This window comes from Kitasatospora sp. NPDC048540, from assembly GCF_040651175.1.
Taxonomy (GTDB): domain Bacteria; phylum Actinomycetota; class Actinomycetes; order Streptomycetales; family Streptomycetaceae; genus Kitasatospora.
In genome coordinates this window covers 25,177-46,206 of record NZ_JBEZIR010000065.1, presented here as the reverse complement: position 1 = coordinate 46,206, position 21,030 = coordinate 25,177, and the positions used below count along the sequence as shown (strand labels likewise).

Here is a 21,030-nt window from a genome sequence, read left to right as displayed (position 1 = left end):
ATCGAGGTCTCCCGGCGCAGCGGCGCCCCGCTCCACCTCACCCACGCCACCATGAACTTCGGCGTCACGCCCTGGTCGCGCTGCTCGCCGACGAGGCGCTGCGCGGGGCGCCGGCCGCCGGGCTGGCCGAGGCCGAGCACGGTCTGCGGGCCACGCTCGGCCGTCTGGAGGCCGCGCAGGCGGACGAGGTCCGCCGCTGCCGGCTCGCCCGTGAACGCTCCGAACTGGCCGAGGAGCGGGCCCGGGCCGAGGACCTCGCCGAGGACGCCCAGGAGTGGCTGGTCGACTACGACGGCCGCTTCAAGGTGCTGCAGGAGGAGCAGGCCGCCGCCCGGGCGGCCGAGGCCCGGGTCGAGCAGCTGGACCTGCGCCGGGCCGAGCTGACCGGCCGGCTCACCGCGGCCCGGCGCCGCGACGCGCTGCTGGCCGAGCTCGCCGACGCCGAGCGCACCGCACTCGACCTGCGCGGCCGCGCCCAGGACGCCCGGGCCAGAACCCTGGACCTGCAAGAACGCCGGCTGGCGGGTATGGCCGCCGAACTGGCCGGTCAGCTGGCCCCGGGCGAGGCCTGCCGGGTGTGCGGCTCGGCCGAGCACCCGGCGCCGGCCCGCCCGGCCGGCACCCCGGTGACGGCGGCGGACGAACGGCAGGCCAGGGCGGCCCAGCAGCAGGCGGAGGCGGCGGCCGAGGACGCCGAGGACGCCCTGACCGCCCTGCGGGTGGACGAGGCGGCGGCCGCCGGTACGGCCGGTACCCGCGCCGTGGCCGAGCTGGCCGCCGAGCTGGCCGGGGTCGAGCACGGCCGGGCCGAGGCGCTGCGGGCCGCCGACGGGCTCGGTCAGCTCGGGCAGCGGATCGACCAGCTGGCCTCCGAGCAGCGCACCCGGCAGGAGCGGCTGCGGGAGGCCGGCGAGCGGACCGCCGCGCTGTCCGCCCGGCTGCAGGCGCTCACCGCCGAGGGCGAGGAGCTGGACCGGCGGCTCGCCGCGGCCCGGGGTGACGCCCCGTCGGTCGCCGCCCGGGCGGCCGCGCTGGCGGGGCTGGCCGATGCGGTGGCGGCCGCGCTGGCCGCGGCGCACACCACCGAACGGGCCGCGGCCCGGCTGGCCGAGGCCGAGCTGGAGCTGGGTGCGGCCGCGCTGGCGGCCGGGTTCGCCGGTGCTGGCGCCGCGGAGGCGGCCGTACTGCCGGCCGCCGAGCGTGCCGCGCTGCGCGAGCGGCTGGAGCGGCTGGCGGCGGAGCGGTCCGCCGCCGAGGCCAGGCTGGCCGATCCGGAGCTGATGGCCGCCGCCGCGCAGCCGCCGGTCGACCAGGAGCTGGCGCAGGCCGCGCTCGGGCGGGCGACGGAGCGGCTGCGCCGGGCCGCCGCCGAGGAGAGCGCCGCCCGGGAGCGCTCGGCCGCCCTGGCCCGGTTGGGCGCGGCGCTCACCACGCTGGCCGCCGACCTGGCGCCGGCGCTGGACCGGTACGGCCGGATCAGCCGGCTGGCCGCGCTGGTGGCGGGCGCGCCCGCGGACAACGCGCTGCGGATGCGGCTGGAGTCGTACGTGCTCGCGGCCCGGCTGGAGCAGGTCGCCGCGGCCGCCAGCGACCGGCTGGTGAAGATGTCGGGCGGCCGCTACACCCTGGTCCACAGCGACGGGCTGGTGGCGGGCAACAAGCGTTCGGGGCTGTCGCTGCGGGTGGTCGACGCCTGGACGGGCAGCGAGCGGGACACCGCCACCCTCTCCGGCGGAGAGAGCTTCTTCGCCTCGCTGGCCCTCGCACTGGGTCTGGCCGATGTGGTGACGGACGAGGCCGGTGGGATGCCGCTGGACACCCTCTTCATCGACGAGGGGTTCGGGAGCCTCGACGAGCAGACCCTGGAAGAGGTGATGGACGTGCTGGACGGCCTGCGGGAGCGCGACCGGGCGGTCGGGATCGTCAGTCACGTCGCCGATCTGCGCAGCCGGATCCCGGCCCAGCTGCTGGTGCGCAAGCACCGGCACGGTTCGACCCTCCGGCTGGCCGGGCGCGAGGACGCCTGAGCGGATCCCCGGCCGGGGCGGACCCGGCCGGCGGGAGGGCCGGGCGGAGGGGTCAGCCCGAGCAGGCGATCCGCTGGGCCTGCTGCCAGGTGCAGACCGGGCAGAGGGTGCTGCCCGGGTGGTCGGCGGGGTACTCGGTGGGCTCGCCGCAGAGCACGCAGTCGGCGCGCGGGCCGGTGGGCGCGGGGTCGGGGGTCAGGCCTGCGGCCGGGTCACCGGCGGGCGCGAGTTCGCAGGCCGCGGCGCCGGCCGGGCGGGCAGTCGGCTCGGGGGTGTCCGGGTCCGTCATACCGCCTTCCTACCCGCCGGACCCGGCTGCCCGCAAGGAGCGGCCGGGTCGGCCGGCGGGTCGGCCGGGCGGGCCAGTGGGTCAGCCGGGCGCCGGGCAGAGCGAGGGGCCCGGGCCGCGGCTCAGCCGAGGAAGGAGAGCCGGACCGAGCGGCGGGGGTTGTCACCGTTGGTGTCGATCAGCACCACGGACTGCCAGATCCCGAGTGCGAGCTGGCCGCCGATCACCGGGAGGGTGGCGTGCGGCGCGACCAGGCCGGGCAGCACGTGGTCCCGGCCGTGGCCGGGGCTGCCGTGCCGGTGCAGCCAGCGGTCGTCGGAGGGCAGGAGCTGGCGCAGCGCGTGCAGCAGGTCCTGGTCGCTGCCCGCGCCGGTCTCGATCACGGCCACACCGGCGGTGGCGTGCGGAACGAAGACGTTCAGCAGACCGTCCCGCCCGGCGGCCGCCCCGGCCAGGAACGAGGTGCAGCGTTCGGTGATGTCGACGGCAGCCTCGTCGGAGCCGGTGGTGATCTCGAAGACGATGGAGTGGAAGTTGTCTGCCATGGCGCCATCCTGACGGATCGTCGTCCGGGCGGGCGGCGGTGTCCGCGGCGTGGCGCACGGCCCGGCCGGACCCGGGTACGACCTGGAGGGGGATGGCTGCGTCCTGCTGCCATCCCCCTGGACCTGCGGCGCGCCCGGCGCCGAGGCCTGGTCTAGCCGCGGCTGCCGAAGAGGCTGCGGCGGAGCCGGCGCAGCGGCGTCAGCAGCCGCACCCGGGCTGTCCGCCGGCGCGTGGTGGAGGTGCCGGCGCCGCGCGGCGTCAGCTCCCTTATCAGCCCGAGGGCCTCGGCGGTGTCCACCACCGGGAGCGCGGGCGCGCCCAGCACGGCGAGGTGGCGCTCGATCCGGCGGCCGGTCGTGCCGACACCGCACTGGATCGCCGGCACTCGTGCCCGTGTCCGTGCTTGCATGTGTTCCATCAATTTCCCACCCCTACGAGGCGCCAGGGCCGTGAGGCGAAGACTATCCGTGTGAGACGGAGTCCGCGCAACCGTCCTGGTGTTCTGCCACCGTATCGTGCGACAGGAACTGACACATCACCAGGTGTCAGTGGCCTGGGTCACGAGTAGGCATCGAAGCCGGTCGGCCGCGCTCCGGCCGCGCGCTCTCTTCGCAGGTCGCGCCGGGCGCACCCGGGTATCGCGGGTCCGCGGCGCGCGCCGGACGCCCTCTTCCCTTTACCCCCGGGCACCTGCTAACGCTCCGGTTGTCACCGGATCTCCACTACTGGAGCTGCACCTCCGGACCGTCCGGGAGCTCCGGGGGGTCGAGCAGGGCCGAGACCCCCACCCCGGAGAGGCCGAGCCCGGTGAAGCCGGCCAGCACCAGGACGACCAGCCAGGCGCCCGGGCCGTCCCAGTCGACCTGTCCGCCGTGCAGAATCAACCCGGTCAGGCCGAGCAGCCCGCTGATGACCAGCGCGGCCATCCCGTTGCGCACCCGGCGCAGCTCCGCCTCGCGCCAGCCGAGCAGCAGGGCGACGCCGAAGGCGACGCACCAGGCACCGAGCGCCCGGACGTCCAGCGGCCGGGCGGCCCACGGCCAGTGCCGGGCCGCGGGGTCCGGCAGGACGTACAGCAGCAGTCCGGTGACGGCGACGGCGAGGCCGCTGGTGACGATCGGGGCGGCCACCCACCAGGGCAGCCGGGGCACGCGCGGCGGTTTGGGGCCGGCCGTCCGCCACTGCGCGCCGAGCGCGACCAGGCCGATCAGCGGCGCCAGCAGGTGGACGCCGAGCCAGGTCCAGGCGGCGGCGAAGGCGGGCAGCGTGCCGCCGGTGAGGTGCAGGGTGCGGCGGCCGAGCAGGCTGGCGCCGAGCATGAGCAGCATGAACAGGGCGCTCGCGGCGGTGGCGACCCGGACCTTCTCCCAGGTCCTGGCCCGCAGCGCGAGCACCAGCATGGCGCAGGAGCCGCCGTACCCGGCCCCCAGCAGGGCGGCGGTGACCGGCGACATCCGCCAGGCGAACAGCGCGTCGGTGGAGCCGCCGAAGAAGGTGAGGGCGAGGAAGACCGCGCCGGCGGCGACCGCGAGCGGCCCGAGCATCAGCAGCCGCAGGACCGGACTGACCGGCCTGGCAGGCAGCGGCGGCCGGCCCATGGGCGCTCCTTTATGAGACTTCGCGTCAATATAGGAGCACGGGGACACCTGCGGCAATGGTTGGGACATCATTCAGAAACTGAACACATCCGAGGGATTGACTCCGCCGAAACCTCCAAGCAGTATCTGTATCAGCACCGTTTCGAGGGACATCACCCCAAGATCCGGAAGTAATGTGTTCGACATATGAATAGTCTTCCGACACTGCAGTGAGTCACTGCTTGGCCGTCTCGACGCTGCGACGGTTCGACTCCCCCGCAGTGAACGGGACCGGCGGTCGGTCGTTGAGGGTCGGCCGGACCGCCACACCGGACTGCCGGTGCCGCCGCTCGCACGGCGCGGCACCGGCGGTCGCGTTTCCCGTTCCCCCGACCGCCGCGTCGGCGGTGATCGAACGCGCAGCCGGGCTCGCTAGAGTTGGCCGTACCGGCGCACCTGCCGACAGCCACCTGCACCCGTCGCGGAGAACCCACGCGTGAGCCCCCTGTTGAGCATCGTCCTGCCGGTCCACGGGGTCGAGCGCTACCTGCCCGGCTGCCTCGACTCGCTCTCCGCCACGGCCGCCCGGCCCGGCGAGGTCGAGGTGATCGCGGTCGACGACCTCTCCCCCGACGGCTGCGGCGCGATCCTGGACGCCCACGCCGCCGGCGACGACCGCTTCCAGGTCCTGCACCTCACCGAGAACCAGGGACTCGGCGGCGCCCGCACCGTCGGACTCGCCGAGGCCACGGGCCACTACGTCTGGTTCGTGGACAGCGACGACTCGCTGCCGCCGGGCAGCCTGGACGCCGTCCTCACCGAGCTCCGCCGCGAGCAGGAGACCGAGCGGGCGGGCGGGCGGCCCGCGGACGTCCTGCTCACCGACTTCACCCACGTCTACCAGGACGGCAGCACCGAGCCCAACCCCTGGCGGCACCTGCTCGCGGGCTCCCCGCTGGTCGAGGGCTGCACGCTGGCCGAGCACCCCGCCCTGCTCACCGCCGTGATGTCGGTCTGGAACAAGGTCTTCCGCCGCGACTTCCTGGAGGGCCTCGGCGTCGCCTTCGGCCGCGGCTACTACGAGGACATCTCGGTCACCTACCCCGCGCTGCTCGCCGCCGGACGGCTGCGCTACCTCGACCGCCCCTGCTACGCCTACCGGCGCGGCCGCCCGGGCGCCATCACCGCGACCGCCTCCCCCAAGCACGCGGACGCCTTCGCCCAGTACGACGCGATCTTCGCCTTCCTCGGCCGGCACCCCGAGGTGGGGCCGGAGCTGCGCACGCTGGTGTTCGACCGCACCGTCAAGCAGGCCCTCACCGTCCACGACACCCCCGGGCTGGTGCCGACCGGGATGCGCGCGGAGTTCTTCCGCCGGATCGGCGAGCACTTCGAGCGCCACCGCCCCGCCGGCTACCGCTTCCCCGGCGGGGTGCGCGGCCTGCAGTACCGGCTGGTGGCCCGCGGCGCCCGCCGCTCGTACGCGGAGCTGCGGCGCGGCGGCCGGCTGCCCGGATCGGTCAAGCGCGGCACCCGCGCGGTAGCGCCCGCGGTCCGCAAGGCGGTCCGCGGCAGCGCCCGCTTCACCGCCTACAACACCTTCCGCCGGCTGCCCGTGGACCGGAACCTGGCCGTGTACGCGGCGTACTGGCACCGCGGGTACGCCTGCAACCCGGCCGCCATCTACGAGAAGGCCCGCGAGCTGGCACCGCAGGTGCGCGGCGTGTGGGTGGTGGAGAACCGCGCCCGGGCCGCCACCCTGCCGCCCGGCGTGCCGTACGTCATCCTCAACACCCCCGCGTACCTGCGGGCGATGGCCACCGCCAAGTACTTCGTCAACAACGTCAACTTCCCGCACACCATGGCCAAGCGGCCCGGCACGGTGCACCTGCAGACCCAGCACGGCACCCCGCTCAAGACCATGGGCATGGACCTGCGGGACTACCCGGTCGCCGCCGACGGCATGGACTTCGAGCGGCTGCAGGAGGCGGTCGACCGCTGGGACTTCCTGGTCTCCTCCAACCCGCACACCAGCGAGCACTTCGCCCGCGCCTTCCCCGGCCGTTACGAGATGCTGGACACCGGCTACCCGCGCAACGACCGGTTGGCGCTCGCCACACCCGAGGAGTGCGCCGCGCTGCGCGAGCGGCTCGGCATCGAGCCGGGAAGCACCGCCGTGCTGTACGCCCCGACCCACCGCGAGGCCCAGGGCGGCTACGTGCCGCTGGCCGACCTGCGCGAACTCGCCGGGCAACTCGGCCCCGGCTTCACCCTGCTGGTGCGCACCCACTACTTCCACGACGGCGGCGCGGGCGACCTGACGGCCGGTCCGCAGGACGCCAGGATCCTGGACGTCTCCGACCACCCGGTGGTGGAGGACCTCTTCCTGGCCTCGGACGCCCTGGTCACCGACTACTCGTCGATGATGTTCGACTACGCGGTGCTGGACCGTCCGATCGTGGTGTTCGCGCCGGACTGGGACGAGTACCGGCACGCCCGCGGCGTCTACTTCGACCTGCTGGCCGAGCCGCCGGGTGCGGTCGCCACCGACCAGGACCAGCTGGTGGCGGCGGTGCGGGCGGGTGACCCGGAGCCGGACGCGCGGGCGGCGTTCCGCAAGCGCTTCTGCCCGTGGGACGACGGCCGGGCGGCGGAGCGGGTGGTGCGGCGGGTGTTCCCGGTCCAGGGCTGACGGTCCGGGGCTGACCGCTCGGGGCTCAGGGCTGGGGGCTCAGGGTTGGGGGCTCAGGGCTGGGGGCCGAGCTCCAGGTACTCCGCGACCAGGCCGTCCGGGTGCCGCAGTTGCCGCCCCCGGCCGTGCGGCATGGCCGGCAGCTCCCGGACCAGCTCGGCGCCCTGGGCCAGCAGCAGTTCGGTGGTCCCGGCCAGCGAGTCGACGGTGAACACCACGCCGACCTCGCGTTCGGCGGCGAGCGCCTCCTCGGCGCCGCTCAGCACCAGCACCGGTCCCACCACCGTGACGGTCAGGCCGGTGGCCTCGACGGTCCGGGTCGGGCCCGCCGCGGCGCCGGTGACGGACTGGTAGAGACGGACCGTCTCGGTGTGCCGGTCCGGCGCGGTGCGGACCGGGACCAGGGCAGTACGGATCGGCATGGCCACCCCCCGTGACTCGGCGCGGCTCGGTGCTCCGCCGTTACACGCTAACCCGTCGCGGGCCCGCCCGGTCCGGCTTCCGCCGGATCCGGCACCCACCGGGCGGACGGTGCCGACGGCACGTCACGGCCCCGCACCGTGGGCGCCGCGTGGCCGGCCCGGTGCGGGGCGTGACGGGAATCGCACCGGTCCAAGGGCCGGAAGGAGTGGACGGGCCCGGGGGGCGGTGTCGTAATCTGCCAGCTGACCTCGGTCCGGGTACGGCCGAGCCCATGTGTCGGCCGGCCGGGGAGGGCCCATGATCAACCTCATCACCAAGCTCGTGCTCAAGCCGCTGGCGAGGACGGTGTACCGTCCCGTCATCGAGGGGCTGGAGAACGTGCCGCGCAAGGGTGGGGTGATCCTGGCCAGCAACCACCTCTCGTTCATCGACAGCGTGGTGATCCCGCTGACCGCGCCGCGCCAGGTGTTCTTCCTGGCCAAGGCCGAGTACTTCACCGGCACCGGGCTCAAGGGCGCCATCGTCCGGTCCTTCTTCACCAGCGTCATCAACGCGGTCCCGGTCGAGCGCGGCACCTACCGGTCGGCGGCCGCCTCGCTGGAGCAGGCGCTGGACATCCTGAACGACGGCAAGGCCTTCGGCATCTACCCGGAGGGCACCCGTTCGCTGGACGGCCGGCTCTACCGCGGCAAGACCGGCGTGGCCTGGCTGGCGCTGACCGCGGGCGTCCCCGTGGTGCCGGTGGCACTGGAGGGGCCGCAGGACATCCTGCCGGTCGGCCGGCGGATCCCCCGGATCCGGCAGGTGACGGTCCGTTTCGGCGAGCCGCTGGACTTCTCCGCCCTGCACGGCCAGGCCCGCTCGGCCAAGGCCCGCCGTCAGGTCACCGACGAGGTGATGGCCGCCATCCAGGAACTGTCCGGCCAGCAGACCGCCGACGGCTACAACGAGCTGCCCAAGGCGGCCTGAGCCGGCGCCGCCCCGCCGCCCAGGAACTCCCGCAGCAGCGCGCCGACCTCCCCGGCGCCCGCGGCGGGCAGCGAGTGGTGCGAGGACCCGGGCAGCGTCGCCAGCCGGACGTCCGGCAGCGCCCGGGCGCCCGCGGCGACCTTCCCGAGGTGGTGCGCCCGGCTCCGCCCGGCCAGCAGCACCAGGGTCGGCACGTCCAGCGCCCGCAGCGCCGCCGGGCCCGGCCGCCGGCCGATCACCGGCTTCGGGCGGGGCAGTTCGGCGGCGCCGAGGGCGAACTGGCGCTGCCAGTCCTCGTCGACCGCGGCACCCTCGCACTCCCAGGCCAGGAAGGCGCGGACCCGCTCCGCGCTCGGACGGGCCAGCATCGGCAGGGCGCGCAGCAGGTAGCCGGGCCGCAGTCCCGCGAAGCACCGGGTGGGGTCGAGCAGCACCAGCCTGCCGATCCGCCCGGGGTCGTGCAGGGCGTGGCCCAGCGCCTGCCAGGCGCCGTAGGAGTGGCCGCCGAGGTTGGTGCGGTCCAGGCCGAGGCCGTCGAGCACGGAGGTCAGCCAGGCCGTCAGGTCCGCGGGCCGCGCGAGCGGACGGTCCCCGGCCACGCCGCGGCCGGCATCGCCGGGCGGGTCGACGGCGTACACCCGGTACCGGTCGCCGAGTTCGGCGGCCAGCGCGCACCAGACGGTGGCGCCGGCGCCGCCGCCGGGCAGCAGCACCAGCGGCTCAGCGTCCTGCGGGCCGTGGGCCAGCACCCGGGTGGTGCCGTACGGCGAGCGGAGGTCGAGCGCGGTGGTGCCGGCCGGCCACTTGGCGAGCACGGTGTCGTACGCGGTGTGGAAGTCGTCCACGGACATGGCGGGTCCCCGTTCCCGGTCGGTGTTCCCTTGTCGGCCAATATTCTCGCCGGCCAATACTCTCGCTGAGCGAGATACTGGGCAAGCGACAGAACGGACGGAAGGCGGGACGGATGGACGACGGGAACCGGGCGATGGGGCTGGTGCACCTGCTGCGCGCCCTGACCGTGGAGCTGGACCGCTTCGGCGGCGAGTTCGCCGCCCTGCACGGGCTGCACCCGACCGATCTGCGGGCGCTGATCGAGCTGCTGGACGCCGACCGGGCCGGCACGGCGGCCACCCCAGGCCTGCTGGGCGAGCGGCTCGGCCTCAACTCGGCCGGCACCACCGCCCTGGTCGACCGGCTGGAGCGGCTCGGTCTGATCCGCCGCGGCCGGGACACCGCCGACCGGCGGCGGGTGCTGCTGGCCGTCGACGAGCGGGCGGTCGAGCTGGGCCGGTCCTTCTTCGGACCGGTGATCGGTGAACTGGTCACCGCGATGGCGGGGTTCGACCCGGCCGAGCTGGACACCGCCCGCCGGTTCCTCGGGGCGATGGGCGAGGCGGTGGCCCGGGCCCGCGGGGCGGACGGCGCCGCCGGGGCGCCCGGGTCAGACTGAGACCGGGGCGCCCTCGCGGCGCAGCAGCGCGGCGTAGCGCCCGCCGAGCGCCAGCAGCTCGTCGTGTGTGCCGAGTTCGGCGATCCGGCCGCGGTCGAGCACGGCGATCTGGTCCGCGTCGCGGACGGTGGAGAGGCGGTGCGCGATGGTGATGGTGGTGCGGCCGGCCGCGAGCGCGTCGATGGCCTGCTGGACGGCGAGCTCGGTGCGGTTGTCCAGGGCGCTGGTTGCCTCGTCGAGGATCAGCACCGGCGGGTTGCGCAGGATGGTGCGGGCGATGGCGAGGCGCTGCTTCTCGCCGCCGGAGAACCGGTAGCCGCGCTCGCCGACCAGCGTGTCGTAGCCATCCGGCAGGGCCGCGATCATGTCGTGGACCTGGGCGGCGCGGGCCGCCTCGACCAGTTCGGCGTCGGTGGCGTCCGGCTTGGCGAAGCGGAGGTTGTCGGCGACCGAGGCGTGGAAGAGGTAGGTCTCCTGGGAGACCACGCCGACCGTGTCGGCCAGGGTGGCGAAGGAGAGGTCGCGCACGTCGGTGCCGTCGATGGTGACCCGCCCGCCGGTCACGTCGTACAGCCGCGGCACCAGGTAGCTGAGGGTGGTCTTGCCGGAACCGGTCTCGCCGACCACCGCCAGCGAGCCGCCGGCCGGGATCTTCAGGTCGATACCGGCCAGGGTGGGCCGCTCCTGGTCCGGGTGGTAGCGGAAGTCGACGCCGTCGAAGGCGACGTCGCCGCGGACGGCGGCCGGGCGGACCGGCTGCGCGGGTTCGGCGATCTCCACCGGCAGGTCGAGGTACTCGAAGATGCGGTGGAACAGCGCCAGCGAGGTCTGCACCTGGACGCCGGTGGAGAGCAGGCTGACGGTGGGCCGGAACAGTCCCTGCTGGAGCGAGACGAAGGCGACCAGGGTGCCGATCGAGACGATCGGCGCGCCGCCGGCCGCGGTCAGCCCGGCCGCCCAGTAGATCAGCGCGGGCATCGCGGCCATCACCACGCCGATGGTGGACATCCGCCAGCGCCCGGCCATGCTGGAGCGCACCTCCAGGTCGGCCAGCCGGTCGGACTGCCCGGTGAACTCGCGGGAGAGCGAGTCGGAGCGGCCCATGGTGCGGCCGAGCAGGATGCCGCTGACCGAGAGCGACTCCTGGACCGCCGAGCTCATCGCGGCCAGCTGCTTCTGCCGCTCGGTGGTGATCTTCTTGCGTTCGTTGCCGACCCGGCGGCTGATCCAGACGAACAGCGGGAGCAGGAGCAGCGAGACCACGGTCAGCCGCCAATCCAGCGCGACCATGGCCGCCACGCTGGCCACCACGGCGGTCAGGTTGGACACCAGCGAGGTGGCGGTGGAGGTGACGGTGGACTGCATCCCGCCGATGTCGTTGGCGATCCGGGACTGCACCTCGCCGGTGCGGGTGCGGGTGAAGAAGGCCAGCGACATCCGCTGCAGGTGGCTGTAGACGGCGGTGCGCAGGTCGTGCATGACGCGCTGGCCGACGGTGGTGGAGATCAGCGTCTGCAGCACGCCGAAGACGCTGTTCACCACGGCGGCCGCGATCATGCCGAGCACCAGCAGGGTGAGCAGGCCGGTGCGGCCCTGCGGGATCGCGGTGTCCAGCACGGCGCGCAGCAGGAACGGGGTGGCCACCGAGACCACGGCGGAGGCGGCGACCAGCAGCCCGACGATGGCGAGCTGCCAGCGGTAGGGGCGGAAGAGCGCGGCGATCCGGCGCAGCTGGGCGGGCGGTGCGGGCTCGCCCTTGGCGCGTTCGGGCGGGGTCCAGTCGGTTCCTCGGTCGGGTCGCAAGGGCAGCCTCCGTCGGGCGCGGGCGGGTGGGGAGCCAGCATACCGAGCTTGGCTCATGGTTAGCCAAACTAATAATGAGCCTCGGTGTATTCCGGCCGGCCCCGCCCGCGCCCCGGCGCCTCAGCGCCTCAGCGACTCAGCGCCTCAGCGCCTCAGTCGGTGGTGCGGTAGGTGCGCGCCGCCTTGGCCGAGACACCGCCGAGACCACCGCTGGGCAGCAGCCGGGCCACCGCGACCGCCAGCTTGTAGCGCTTGCCGGGGACGGAGAGCGAGCGGCCGCGCGCGAGGTCGCGCAGCGACTCGTCGACCACCCGCTCCGCCGACAGCCAGCCCCAGGCCGGCACGTTGCCGGTGCCCATCCCGGCCCGCTGGTGGAACTCGGTGCGGGTGAAACCGGGGCACAGCGCCTGCAGCCGCACCCCGCTGCCGCCGAGGTCGCGGGCGATGCCCTGGGTGAAGCTGACCACCCACGCCTTGGTCGCCCCGTAGGTGCCGCGCGGCAGGAAGGCGGCGACCGAGGCGACGTTGACGATGCCGCCGCGGCCGCGCTCGCGCATCCCGGGCAGAGCGGCGGTGGTGGTTCGTAGCACCGCCTCCACGTGCACCTTCAGCATGTCCAGCTCGTCCTGGACCGGGACGTCGAGGAAGGCGCCGCGGTTGCCGAAGCCGGCGTTGTTGATCAGGATGTCGACCGGCCGCCCGCCGTCGCGCAGCCGCTCCTCGACGGCCCCGATGCCATGGTCGGTGGCGAGGTCCGCGGGGAGCGTCTCGACCTGGACGCCGTACTTCTTGGCGAGTTCCTCCGCGGTGGCCGCCAGGCGCTCACGGTCGCGGGCGACCAGGACCAGGTCGCGGCCGTCCCTGGCCAGGCGGCGGGCGAAGGCGGCGCCGATGCCGGCGGTGGCGCCGGTGATGAGAGCTGTCGTCATGGGGAGACCGTACTGGCTGGTAGCGGCGCCGCGCACCGGTGCGCCGACGCGGGCCGGCACCGGACCGCGGGGAGCGGTCCGGTGCCGGCCCTGTGGCGCCGAGCCGGGGTCAGGCGCGGTACGAGGCCCAGGAGTTGGTCATCCGGGTGACCTGGCCCGGGGTGAACTGGGTCATGCAGGAGTCGTAGGTGTAGTCCATGAAGTTGTGGATCGGGTCCACACCGGTGGAGCTGCAGGTGTTGCGGCCGGTCGGGCACTCGAAGGCCGCGCTGGCCTCGGCGGGGGTGTCGGCGACCGAGTCGCCGCTGCCGCTGCAGCCGCCCTGGAAGGTGTGGTACAGCCCGAGCCAGTGGCCGATCTCGTGGGTGGCGGTGTCGCCCTCGTTGTAGTTGGCCGCCGAGCCGCCGGGCAGCGAGGTGTCCAGGATGACCACGCCGTCCATGGTCGGCTGGGAGCGGTAGGAGCTCGGGAAGGTGGCCCAGCCGAGCAGGCCGTCGCCGAGGCTGGCGGTGTACAGGTTGAGGGCGTTGGCCCCGCCCTTGTGCAGCGCGGTCTTCATCGCCTTCTCGGCGCTGGTGCCGTCGGTGATGCCGTTGTACCAGGCGGCCTTGTCGGTGTAGTCGGTGGCGGCCAGCTGGAACTTGAACGGCGTCGCGGTGTTGCCCGAGCCCTGGCCGCCGTAGGCCGCGTTCAGGACGGCGATCTGGCTGTTGATGGCGCTGGCGCTGAGCTTGCCGGTGGAGCCGCTGTGGATCACGTGGAAGTAGACCGGGATGGTGGTCGCGGCCAGGCCGCCGTCCACCATGCTCCGGGAGTCGGAGGAGCGGCGCAGCTGCTCGACGGTGGACTTCAGGTCCGCGTCCATCGCCTTGACCTGGCCGGCCGTCAGCGAGTTGGGGTCGTGCGCGGTGGAGCCCTCGGCCTGGCGCGCGGCGGCGTCGGTGTGCCCGGCCGACGAGCCGTCCACGCAGGTGGACGCGGCGGCGGGTGCGGCGGTGGCCGCGGAGAAGGTGGCGGGCACCGCGAACTGGGCGGTGCCGAGCGCGGCGGCCAGCGCGGTGACGCCGAGGATCCGGTTGGCGATGCGCATGGCGGAGCGGGCAGGACGAGACATCTGCTCTCCCGTGGGGGTGTGGGGGGTGGCGGATTGGGGCCGCCGAGCAGAGGTTAAGCACTGCCGCCGTGTACGCGTCAGATCCGTTCCGGCCGCGAAATACTCCGGACAAATCCCCCAACTACCGCAGGTTTACCGGCCATTGGGGCACCCCAGATGGAGGCTTTACATCCGGGCAACCCCACCGGAACATCGCCATCGTGGCCGGAAACCGCCCCCGGACAGCACGGCGGGGGCGGGGAGCCGATCCCCGCCCCCGCCACGCGCCTCAGCTGCGGCGCACCGCCGAGTCGGCCTCGCCCCCGGCGCCCACCGGGCGCAGCCGGTCCCCCGCCGTGGCCTTCAACTCCGGTGCCAGCCGGGCCACATCGCGCGCACCGACGGCCGCGATCAGGCTCGGCAGCACCCAGCGGACCGGCTGCATCCCGCGCAGCCAGGCCTGCGCGTAGACGTGCGCGGAACGCCGGGCGATACCGGCCACCAGCCGGTCGACCGCCGGGCCGAGCGGGTAGGTCTTGTTGGCCGGCCAGGGCAGCCGGGCGCGCATCTGCCGCAGCACGGTGTCCTGGTCCGCGCCGCGCACCATGTCGGTGTCGGTCCAGCTCAGGTAGCCGACCCCGACCTTGACGCCCTGGTGGGCGACCTCGGCGCGCAGCGAGTGGGCGAAGGCCTCGACCCCCGCCTTGCTCGCGCAGTACGCGGCCATCAGCGGCGCCGGGGTGATGGCGGCCAGCGAGGCGATCTGCAGCAGGTAGCCGCGGCTCCTCGCCAGTGCGGGCAGGAACGCCCGGGCGGTGGCGACGCTGCCCAGCAGGTTGACCTCGATCACCCGGGTGAACGCCCGGTGGTCGCTGTCCAGCAGCGGGCCGCCGATGGCGATCCCGGCGTTGGCCACCACGGTGTCGATCCGCCCGTACCGTTCCTCGATCTGCCCGGCGACGGCGCTCAGCGCCTCCAGGTCGGTGACGTCGGCCTCCCAGAACGAGGCCTCGGGCCCGCACTGCGCGGCGACCGCCTTCAGCTCCTCGGGCTCCAGACCCACCAGGGCGACCCTGGCCCCCTGCTGCGCCAGCTTGCGGGCGGTCAGCGCACCGACGCCACGGGCGGCGCCGGTCACCACGACCACCTGGTTCGCGATCGACGGGCTCATCCGACATCACTCCTCTGGTCCACGGAGACGAGATTGACGATCCGCCGGATCTCGCCGGCCACCTCGGCCGGCCGCTCGACCGGCGCCATGTGCCCGGCCCCGGGCAGTTCCAGCAGACCGCGCGGGTCGGGCAGGGCGGCCAGCATCCGGCGGGAGTGCACCGGCGGGGTGAGCCGGTCCCGGCTGCCCACCACCACGGCGGTCGGCACGGCCAACGCGGCCAGTCCGGCGGTGAGTTCGACCGTACCGAGCACCTGCGACCAGCTGTGCCGGGTGCTGGTCGGGCAGGCGTGCACCACCTTGGCGCAGGCCGCCACCTGGTCGGCGGTCGCTCCCGGGCCCATGGTGGCGTACTTCAGCACCGCCTTGCTGAGTCCGTTGACCGGGCCGAGCGGCAGCTTCGACTCCAGCACCAGCCGGTGCAGCGCCCGGCGCAGCTGCACCGGCCGGACGGCGGCCGGCACCAGGTCCAGCTCCGCCACCAGGTCGCTCGGGCCGGTGCTGACCAGCACCGCGCCGGCGGTCCGGGCGGCGACCTGCGCGCGGTCGGCGGCGGCCATCACGGTCATGCCCCCCATGCTGTGCCCGGCCAGCACGGCCCGCCGTCCGGCGGGCAGCAGCTCGGTGAGCACCGCCTCCAGGTCGTCGGCGAGCTTGCCGGTGGAGTACCCGGCCGGGGTGGCGGGCCGGTCGCTGCCGCCGTGGCCGCGCTGGTCGTAGGCGATCACCCGGTGGTCGCCGGCCAGCCGGTGGATCACCGGCGCCCAGAACGCCACCGAGCAGGTCCAGCCGTGCGCCAGCACCACCACGGGGGCGCCGACCGGACCGTACGACTCGGTGTGCAGCCGGGTGCCGTCGGCGGAGCGCACCAGCCGGGTGCCGGCGGGGTCGGGCAGCGCGTACGGGTCGGCGGGGGCGTACGGGTCGGCGGGGGCGCAGGGCCCGGCGGAGGCCGGCGGGTCGGCGCTCATGCGCGGGCCTCCTCGACGGCGGGGGACGCGGCCGCGGCCTCGGCCGGGCGCTTGATCAGCTCGTACTCGGCCAGGTCCACCCGCCGGGTGGCACGCCGGAAGGCGCTGGTGGAGCCGGGCCACAGCACGGTGTTGCGGCCGGAGGCGTCCAGGTACCAGCTCTTGCAGCCGCCGGTGCTCCACACCGTGCGGTCCATCCGGTGCTGGAGTTCGAGGTTCCAGTGCCGCTGGGCCCGGGCGGTCGGCTGGAGGGCGGCGGCGCCGACGGCGTCCAGTGCGGCCAGCGCGTCGATCAGGTAGTTCAGCTGGGACTCGATCATCAGGATCATCGAGCTGTTGCCGAGGCCGGTGTTGGGGCCGATCACGAAGAACAGGTTGGGGAAGCCGCGGACGGTCGAGCCGCGCAGCGCCTCCATGCCGTCCTTCCACTCCTCGGCGAGCGCCCGGCCGCCGACGCCGAACACCCGCTGGGCGATGGGCATGTCGGTGACGTGGAAACCGGTGCCGAAGACGATCGCGTCCACCTCGTGCTCGCTGCCGTCGGCGGCCACCAGGGTGGAGCCGCGCAGTTCGCGCAGGCCGGACGCGACCACCTCGGTGTTGGGGGCGGCGAGCGCCGGGTAGTACGTGTTGCTGAGCAGGATCCGCTTGCAGCCGATCCGGTAGTCCGGGGTGAGCTTGGCGCGCAGCGCCGGGTCGGCGATCGAGCGGGCGATGTGCCGCTCGGCCATCTGCTGGACCAGCCGCAGCGCGCCGGGGCGCCGGACGAAGGCGTCCACCTGCAGCTCGCGCAGTGCGAACAGGGTGGCCCGGCGCAGCCGGCCGGTCGGCGGGATCCGGGTGTGCAGCCACTTCTCCAGGGCGGAGATCTCCCGGTCGGCGCGCGGCAGCACCCAGCCGGGGGTGCGCTGGAAGACGGTCAGCCGGCCGACCTTCGGCTGGATCGCCGGGACGATCTGGGCGGCGGAGGCGCCGGTGCCGACCACCGCGACGCGCTTGCCGGTGAGGTCGTAGTCGTGGTCCCAGCGGGAGGAGTGGAAGACCTTGCCGGGGAAGTCGGCGAGGCCGGGCAGGTCCGGGATCTGCGGGTCGGCCAGCGGACCGGCCGCGGAGACCACTGCGTCGGCGGTCCACTCGCCCCGGGTGGTGCGGATCCGCCAGCGGGTCCGCTCCTCCTCCCAGCGCAGTTCCACCACCTCGGTGTCGAAGCGCAGGTGCGGGCGGAGCCCGAAGACGTCGGTGACCTTCTCCAGGTACGCGCGGATGTCGGGCTGGCCGGAGAAGCTGCGCGGCCACTCGGGGTTGGGCGCGAAGGAGAAGGAGTAGAGGTGCGAGGGGACGTCACAGGCGCAGCCGGGGTAGCTGTTGTCGCGCCAGGTACCGCCGACCGAGGAGGCGCGCTCCAGGATGACGAAGTCGGTGATGCCGGCCCGGCGCAGCCGGACGCCGGCCCCGAGCCCGCCGAAGCCCGAGCCGACCACGGCGACCCTGACGTGCGGGGTCGTGGCGGGCGGCGGCGTGGCGGGCTGCTTGGTGCGAGGAACCATGCGGGCGGACCTCCTGGGCGAGGTGGGGGGTGCATGACCATTAGAACCTTGCCAGTAATCACTGGCACGATTGGCAGGGTAGTCCTTGCTGACAGTTCATGGAAGAAGCCCGACCGCACCGGTTCCGCCGCCGGCCCGCCCTATGCTGGCGGCGTGGCGGACAAGGAGATCGAACGGGAGGCCTCGGCGGCGCGCCGGTTCCGGGTCGGGGAGCTGGCCGAGGCAGCCGGCATCACCGTGCGCACGCTGCGCTTCTACCGCGAGCGCAAGCTGCTCCAGCCGCCCCGCAAGGAGGGCCGGATCGCCTGGTACGGCGAGGAGCACCTGGCCCGGCTGCGGGTGATCGCCGAACTGCTGGAGCGCGGGCACGCCCTCGGCGGCATCGCCGAGCTGATCGGCGCCGGGGAGAGCGGCCGCGACGTGGCCGAGCTGATCGGGCTGCAGGACGCGATCACAGCGCCCTGGTCCGACGAGACCCCGGTCCACCTCGACTGGGCCGAGCTGAAGGCCTCCTTCGGCGACCAGCTGACCGAGGAGAACACCGCCGAGTCCATCGCCCAGGGCTACATCACCGTCGAGGACGACGGCATCACCCACATCAGCCGGCGGCTGATGGACGCCACCATCGCGCTGGTCGACGAGGGGGTGCCGCTCGCGGCCGTGCTCGCGGCCAGCCGCACCGCACAGGAGCACGCCGACGCCATCGCCGAGTCCTTCATCACGCTGATCGCCGACCAACTGCTGCAGCCGCTCGACCAGGTGGACCGGCTGACGCCGGCCGAGGCGGCCCGGCTGCGCGACCAGGTGCTGCGGATCCGGCCGCTGGCCCGGGCGGTCGCGGACACCCAGTTCACCCTGGCGATGGACCGCCGGGTGCGGGCCGAGTACGAGCGGCTCAGCGGCCACTGAACCAGCCACCGAACGAGCCACCGAACGGGCCCGGCGCGGGAGCTTGCCGCATGACGACCTATCAAGTTAGGCTTACCTAAGCTCGGCCGGCCGGAGCCTTCGCGGCCCCGGTCCAACGGCATCGGCGTCCGCGCGAGGGGTCTCGCGGGCGCCGGCGATCCCACGGCCCCGCCCGCCCGGTGACGGTCCATCAGGGCGGGCGGGGCCGTGGGCGTTTCGCACAGTCCCGGTTGGCTGCTCCTCCAATCCGCCCTCGGACGGCGCCCCGGCGCCGCTGGGCGATCCGACGCTTCCGGCCGCACCCGCCGTCCCCGTACGGTCGAGGCTCACCCGCAGCTGCCGGACCAGCCAGGGCCGACGGACGGGAGGCGGGCACCCCGACGCGGCCGAGCCCGGGGGGTGGCGGCCGTGGCCGCTGTCGCAACGTTCCGCACCGCAGTCCACCTGACCGGCCGCCGCGTGCTGCTCTGGTCGCTGCTCGGCCGGCTGCCCAACGCGATGTGCCCGATCGGCAGCCTGCTGCTGGTCAGCCACGACTCCGGCAGCGTGTGGCGGGGTTCGGCGGCCGCCGGCACGCTGGCGGTGGCCCAGGCGGTGGCCGGCCCGCTGGTCGGCCGGCTCGCCGACCGCCGCGGCCAGCGTCCGGTGGGCCTCGCCGCGGCCGCCGTCAACGCCCTGGCGATCCTGGCCCTGGTCGCCGCCTCCCGGAGCGGGCTGCCGCTGTGGCTCCAACTGGTACCCGCCGCGCTGATCGGCCTGTCGGTCCCGCTGGTCGGGCCGCTCTCGCGCAGCCGCTGGGTCCGGCTGGCAGGCGGCGACCGGGAGGCCACCGGCGCTGCGATCTCGCTCGACGGCATCATGGACGAGATCAGCTTCACCGCGGGACCGGCCGTGATCGGCATCCTGGCGGCGCTCGCCGACCCAGCCGCCGGACTGCTGCTGGCCGCCGCCCTGGTCGGCGTCTGCGGGACCCTCTTCGCCCGCCACCCCACCGCCCCGCCCGGCACCCCGGCCGCCCGCCGGCACGGCGGCGCACCGCTGCTGACCGCACCGTTCGCACTGCTGCTGGCCGGGATGGCCCTGCTCGGCGTCTGCTTCGGCTCGGTCCAGGTCGGTGTCACCGCCACCGCCGAGCGGCTCGGCCACCCCGGCGCGGCCGGACTCCTGTACGGCCTGATCGGCCTGACCAGCTCCTTCGCCGGGGTGGCCACCGCGGCCCTGCCGGCCGGGTTCGCCCTGGCTGCACGGCTGAAGGCCGCCACGGTCCTGCTGCTCGCCGCCTCGCTGCTGCTGCCCGGGGCCGCCGGGATGACCGGACTCGCCGTCGGCGTCGGCTGCCTCGGGGTGGCCGTCGCACCGCAGATGATCACGATGTTCGGTCTGACCGAGCGTGCCGTCCCCACCGACCGCCTCGGCGAGGCGATGGCGGCGCTGGTCAGCAGCATCACGCTGGCCCAGTCCGCCGGCACTCTGCTGGCCGGATGGCTCGCCGACCGGTCCGGGGCGGCGGCACCGTTCCTGGTCACCTGCGCCGCGGCCGGCCTCGCCGCGGTGCTCGCCCTGACCACCGCCACCGAGGCCCGTTACCGGCGCCGCACCGGGGCGGGACACCGCCCGCTGACCAGGGCCCGGGCCGGCTGAGGCCCGTCCCGGCCGGCCGCAGGTGGACGGCGGAAACCCGCTGTTCACGGCCGGGCCCGCGCCGTAGGTTGGCCGGATGGCTCTCTCCGACTCCGTGCCCGCCACCGCCCGACCCGACCGCAGAGCGCTCGCCGCGGCGACCACCACGGTGGTGCTGTGGGCCTCCGCGTTCGTCGCGATCCGCGGCGCGGGGACGCACTTCGGCCCGGGCGCGCTCGCGCTCGGGCGGCTGCTGGCCGGATCGGTGGCGCTGGTCGCGCTGCTGCTGCACCGGCGCGAGGGGCTGCCGCCGCGCGCGGCCTGGCCGGGGATCGCGGTCAGCGGGCTGCTCTGGTTCGGCGCGTACATGGTGGTGCTCAACTGGGGCGAGCAGCAGGTCGACGCGGGCACCGCGGCGATGGTGGTGAACATCGGCCCGGTGCTGATCGCCCTGCTCGGCGGCAAGCTGCTCGGCGAGGGATTCCCGCCGCGGCTGCTCGCCGGGATGGCGGTCTCGTTCGCCGGCGCGGTGGTGGTCGGCCTGTCGACCTCGGGCGGCGGCTCCAGCTCGCTGCTCGGCATCGCCCTGTGCCTGCTGGCCGCGGTCAGCTACGCCGGCGGGGTGGTGGCCCAGAAGCCCGCGCTGCGGCACGCGTCCCCGCTGCAGACCACCACCTTCGGCTGCCTGGTCGGCACGGCGGCCTGTCTGCCGTTCACCCCGCAGCTGGTCGCCCAGGTCGGCACCGCCCCGCTGTCGGCGACCCTCGGCGTGGTGTACCTGGGCCTGTTCCCGACCGCGCTCGCCTTCACCACCTGGGCGTACGCCCTGGCGCGCACCACCGCCGGCCGGATGGGCGCCACCACGTACGCGGTGCCCGCGCTGGTGGTGCTGATGGCCTGGGCCGTGCTCGGCGAAGTGCCGACCCCGCTCGCACTGGCCGGCGGGGCGCTGTGCCTGGCGGGCGTCGCCGTCTCCCGCCGCCGCTGAGCATCCCTGCGCCGGGTACCGGCGGG

Annotated in this window: 19 protein-coding genes; 7 read left to right on the top strand and 12 right to left on the bottom strand. The window is 74.7% G+C overall.

Features of this window, described 5'->3' with window-relative positions:
• On the top strand, window positions 1-2,027 hold a 2,027-nt coding region (locus AB0D08_RS24000; protein WP_359891440.1), incomplete at its 5' end, for an SbcC/MukB-like Walker B domain-containing protein.
• A 52-nt stretch (window positions 2,028-2,079) separates the two neighbouring features.
• On the opposite strand, the gene AB0D08_RS23995 is transcribed toward AB0D08_RS24000, so the two are convergent.
• The 4 genes from AB0D08_RS23995 to AB0D08_RS23980 all read right to left on the bottom strand — a co-directional run bounded on the left by AB0D08_RS23995 (window position 2,080) and on the right by AB0D08_RS23980 (window position 4,460).
• Window positions 2,080-2,316 (bottom strand): hypothetical protein, encoded by a 237-nt coding sequence (locus AB0D08_RS23995; protein ID WP_033821347.1) that lies wholly within the window; start codon window positions 2,314-2,316, stop codon window positions 2,080-2,082.
• A 122-nt stretch (window positions 2,317-2,438) separates the two neighbouring features.
• Window positions 2,439-2,861, bottom strand: a complete 423-nt coding sequence (locus AB0D08_RS23990) for a YjbQ family protein (protein WP_033821348.1) — start codon at window positions 2,859-2,861, stop codon at window positions 2,439-2,441.
• A gap of 152 nt (window positions 2,862-3,013) precedes the next feature.
• Window positions 3,014-3,280 carry a hypothetical protein gene (locus AB0D08_RS23985; RefSeq protein WP_033821349.1) on the bottom strand — a complete coding sequence of 89 codons (267 nt, stop codon included), beginning with the start codon at window positions 3,278-3,280 and terminating at the stop codon, window positions 3,014-3,016.
• A 304-nt stretch (window positions 3,281-3,584) separates the two neighbouring features.
• Window positions 3,585-4,460 carry a hypothetical protein gene (locus AB0D08_RS23980; RefSeq protein ID WP_033821350.1) on the bottom strand — a complete coding sequence of 292 codons (876 nt, stop codon included), beginning with the start codon at window positions 4,458-4,460 and terminating at the stop codon, window positions 3,585-3,587.
• 475 nt (window positions 4,461-4,935) lie between these two features.
• Here AB0D08_RS23980 and AB0D08_RS23975 point away from each other — a divergent pair, with 475 nt between their 5' ends.
• Window positions 4,936-7,131: a bifunctional glycosyltransferase/CDP-glycerol:glycerophosphate glycerophosphotransferase gene (locus AB0D08_RS23975; protein WP_199520358.1), complete on the top strand. Its 2,196-nt coding sequence runs from the start codon at window positions 4,936-4,938 to the stop codon at window positions 7,129-7,131.
• Window positions 7,132-7,184: 53 nt separating this feature from the next.
• Here AB0D08_RS23975 and AB0D08_RS23970 read toward each other — a convergent pair whose 3' ends face one another.
• Window positions 7,185-7,553, bottom strand: coding sequence for a hypothetical protein (locus AB0D08_RS23970; protein WP_033821351.1), 369 nt, complete (start codon window positions 7,551-7,553; stop codon window positions 7,185-7,187).
• 298 nt (window positions 7,554-7,851) lie between these two features.
• On the opposite strand from AB0D08_RS23970, the gene AB0D08_RS23965 reads away from it, so the two are divergent.
• Window positions 7,852-8,523: a lysophospholipid acyltransferase family protein gene (locus AB0D08_RS23965; protein ID WP_033821352.1), complete on the top strand. Its 672-nt coding sequence runs from the start codon at window positions 7,852-7,854 to the stop codon at window positions 8,521-8,523.
• Here AB0D08_RS23965 and AB0D08_RS23960 read toward each other — a convergent pair.
• Window positions 8,496-9,374: an alpha/beta hydrolase gene (locus AB0D08_RS23960; RefSeq protein ID WP_359891434.1), complete on the bottom strand. Its 879-nt coding sequence runs from the start codon at window positions 9,372-9,374 to the stop codon at window positions 8,496-8,498. The two genes, AB0D08_RS23965 and AB0D08_RS23960, sit on opposite strands and share 28 nt — an antisense overlap.
• Window positions 9,375-9,487: 113 nt before the next feature.
• Here AB0D08_RS23960 and AB0D08_RS23955 point away from each other — a divergent pair, with 113 nt between their 5' ends.
• A complete protein-coding gene (locus tag AB0D08_RS23955; protein ID WP_359891432.1) occupies window positions 9,488-9,973 on the top strand; it encodes a MarR family transcriptional regulator in 486 nt (161 codons plus the stop codon).
• Here AB0D08_RS23955 and AB0D08_RS23950 read toward each other — a convergent pair.
• The 6 genes from AB0D08_RS23950 to AB0D08_RS23925 form a co-directional block, all read right to left on the bottom strand.
• Complete coding sequence (locus AB0D08_RS23950; RefSeq protein WP_033821355.1) at window positions 9,965-11,776, bottom strand: ABC transporter ATP-binding protein; 1,812 nt, start codon at window positions 11,774-11,776, stop codon at window positions 9,965-9,967. The two genes, AB0D08_RS23955 and AB0D08_RS23950, sit on opposite strands and share 9 nt — an antisense overlap.
• A 152-nt stretch (window positions 11,777-11,928) precedes the next feature.
• Window positions 11,929-12,705 carry an SDR family oxidoreductase gene (locus AB0D08_RS23945; RefSeq protein ID WP_359891429.1) on the bottom strand — a complete coding sequence of 259 codons (777 nt, stop codon included), beginning with the start codon at window positions 12,703-12,705 and terminating at the stop codon, window positions 11,929-11,931.
• 109 nt (window positions 12,706-12,814) lie between these two features.
• Window positions 12,815-13,819, bottom strand: a complete 1,005-nt coding sequence (locus AB0D08_RS23940) for a zinc metalloprotease (protein WP_033821356.1) — start codon at window positions 13,817-13,819, stop codon at window positions 12,815-12,817.
• A gap of 268 nt (window positions 13,820-14,087) precedes the next feature.
• On the bottom strand, window positions 14,088-14,969 hold the full coding sequence (locus AB0D08_RS23935; protein ID WP_359891426.1) for an SDR family oxidoreductase: 882 nt from the start codon (window positions 14,967-14,969) through the stop codon (window positions 14,088-14,090).
• Window positions 14,966-15,940 (bottom strand): alpha/beta hydrolase, encoded by a 975-nt coding sequence (locus AB0D08_RS23930; RefSeq protein ID WP_359891424.1) that lies wholly within the window; start codon window positions 15,938-15,940, stop codon window positions 14,966-14,968. The genes AB0D08_RS23935 and AB0D08_RS23930 overlap by 4 nt, the downstream gene beginning before the upstream one ends.
• Entirely contained in the window at window positions 15,937-17,487 is a 1,551-nt protein-coding gene (locus AB0D08_RS23925; RefSeq protein WP_359891422.1) for an NAD(P)/FAD-dependent oxidoreductase, read from the bottom strand. The genes AB0D08_RS23930 and AB0D08_RS23925 overlap by 4 nt, the downstream gene beginning before the upstream one ends.
• A gap of 153 nt (window positions 17,488-17,640) precedes the next feature.
• On the opposite strand from AB0D08_RS23925, the gene AB0D08_RS23920 reads away from it, so the two are divergent.
• From AB0D08_RS23920 to AB0D08_RS23910, 3 genes are all read left to right on the top strand, one after another.
• On the top strand, window positions 17,641-18,396 hold the full coding sequence (locus tag AB0D08_RS23920) for a MerR family transcriptional regulator (RefSeq protein ID WP_359891421.1): 756 nt from the start codon (window positions 17,641-17,643) through the stop codon (window positions 18,394-18,396).
• Between the two features lie 408 nt (window positions 18,397-18,804).
• The gene (locus AB0D08_RS23915; protein WP_359891418.1) at window positions 18,805-20,037 is read left to right on the top strand and encodes an MFS transporter; all 1,233 of its coding nucleotides are present in this window, start codon (window positions 18,805-18,807) and stop codon (window positions 20,035-20,037) included.
• Window positions 20,038-20,113: 76 nt separating this feature from the next.
• Window positions 20,114-21,004 (top strand): DMT family transporter, encoded by an 891-nt coding sequence (locus AB0D08_RS23910; protein ID WP_359891416.1) that lies wholly within the window; start codon window positions 20,114-20,116, stop codon window positions 21,002-21,004.
• Window positions 21,005-21,030 lie beyond the last annotated feature (26 nt).

Coding starts and splice junctions, on each gene's coding strand:
- AB0D08_RS23945 (WP_359891429.1), bottom strand. CDS start 12,705: ATGACGACAGCTCTCATCACCGGCGCCACCGCCGGCATCGGCGCCGCC.
- AB0D08_RS23935 (WP_359891426.1), bottom strand. CDS start 14,969: ATGAGCCCGTCGATCGCGAACCAGGTGGTCGTGGTGACCGGCGCCGCC.
- AB0D08_RS23965 (WP_033821352.1), top strand. CDS start 7,852: ATGATCAACCTCATCACCAAGCTCGTGCTCAAGCCGCTGGCGAGGACG.
- AB0D08_RS23955 (WP_359891432.1), top strand. CDS start 9,488: ATGGACGACGGGAACCGGGCGATGGGGCTGGTGCACCTGCTGCGCGCC.
- AB0D08_RS23970 (WP_033821351.1), bottom strand. CDS start 7,553: ATGCCGATCCGTACTGCCCTGGTCCCGGTCCGCACCGCGCCGGACCGG.
- AB0D08_RS23910 (WP_359891416.1), top strand. CDS start 20,114: ATGGCTCTCTCCGACTCCGTGCCCGCCACCGCCCGACCCGACCGCAGA.
- AB0D08_RS23925 (WP_359891422.1), bottom strand. CDS start 17,487: ATGGTTCCTCGCACCAAGCAGCCCGCCACGCCGCCGCCCGCCACGACC.
- AB0D08_RS23990 (WP_033821348.1), bottom strand. CDS start 2,861: ATGGCAGACAACTTCCACTCCATCGTCTTCGAGATCACCACCGGCTCC.
- AB0D08_RS23930 (WP_359891424.1), bottom strand. CDS start 15,940: ATGAGCGCCGACCCGCCGGCCTCCGCCGGGCCCTGCGCCCCCGCCGAC.
- AB0D08_RS23995 (WP_033821347.1), bottom strand. CDS start 2,316: ATGACGGACCCGGACACCCCCGAGCCGACTGCCCGCCCGGCCGGCGCC.
- AB0D08_RS23960 (WP_359891434.1), bottom strand. CDS start 9,374: ATGTCCGTGGACGACTTCCACACCGCGTACGACACCGTGCTCGCCAAG.
- AB0D08_RS23980 (WP_033821350.1), bottom strand. CDS start 4,460: ATGGGCCGGCCGCCGCTGCCTGCCAGGCCGGTCAGTCCGGTCCTGCGG.
- AB0D08_RS23940 (WP_033821356.1), bottom strand. CDS start 13,819: ATGTCTCGTCCTGCCCGCTCCGCCATGCGCATCGCCAACCGGATCCTC.
- AB0D08_RS23985 (WP_033821349.1), bottom strand. CDS start 3,280: ATGGAACACATGCAAGCACGGACACGGGCACGAGTGCCGGCGATCCAG.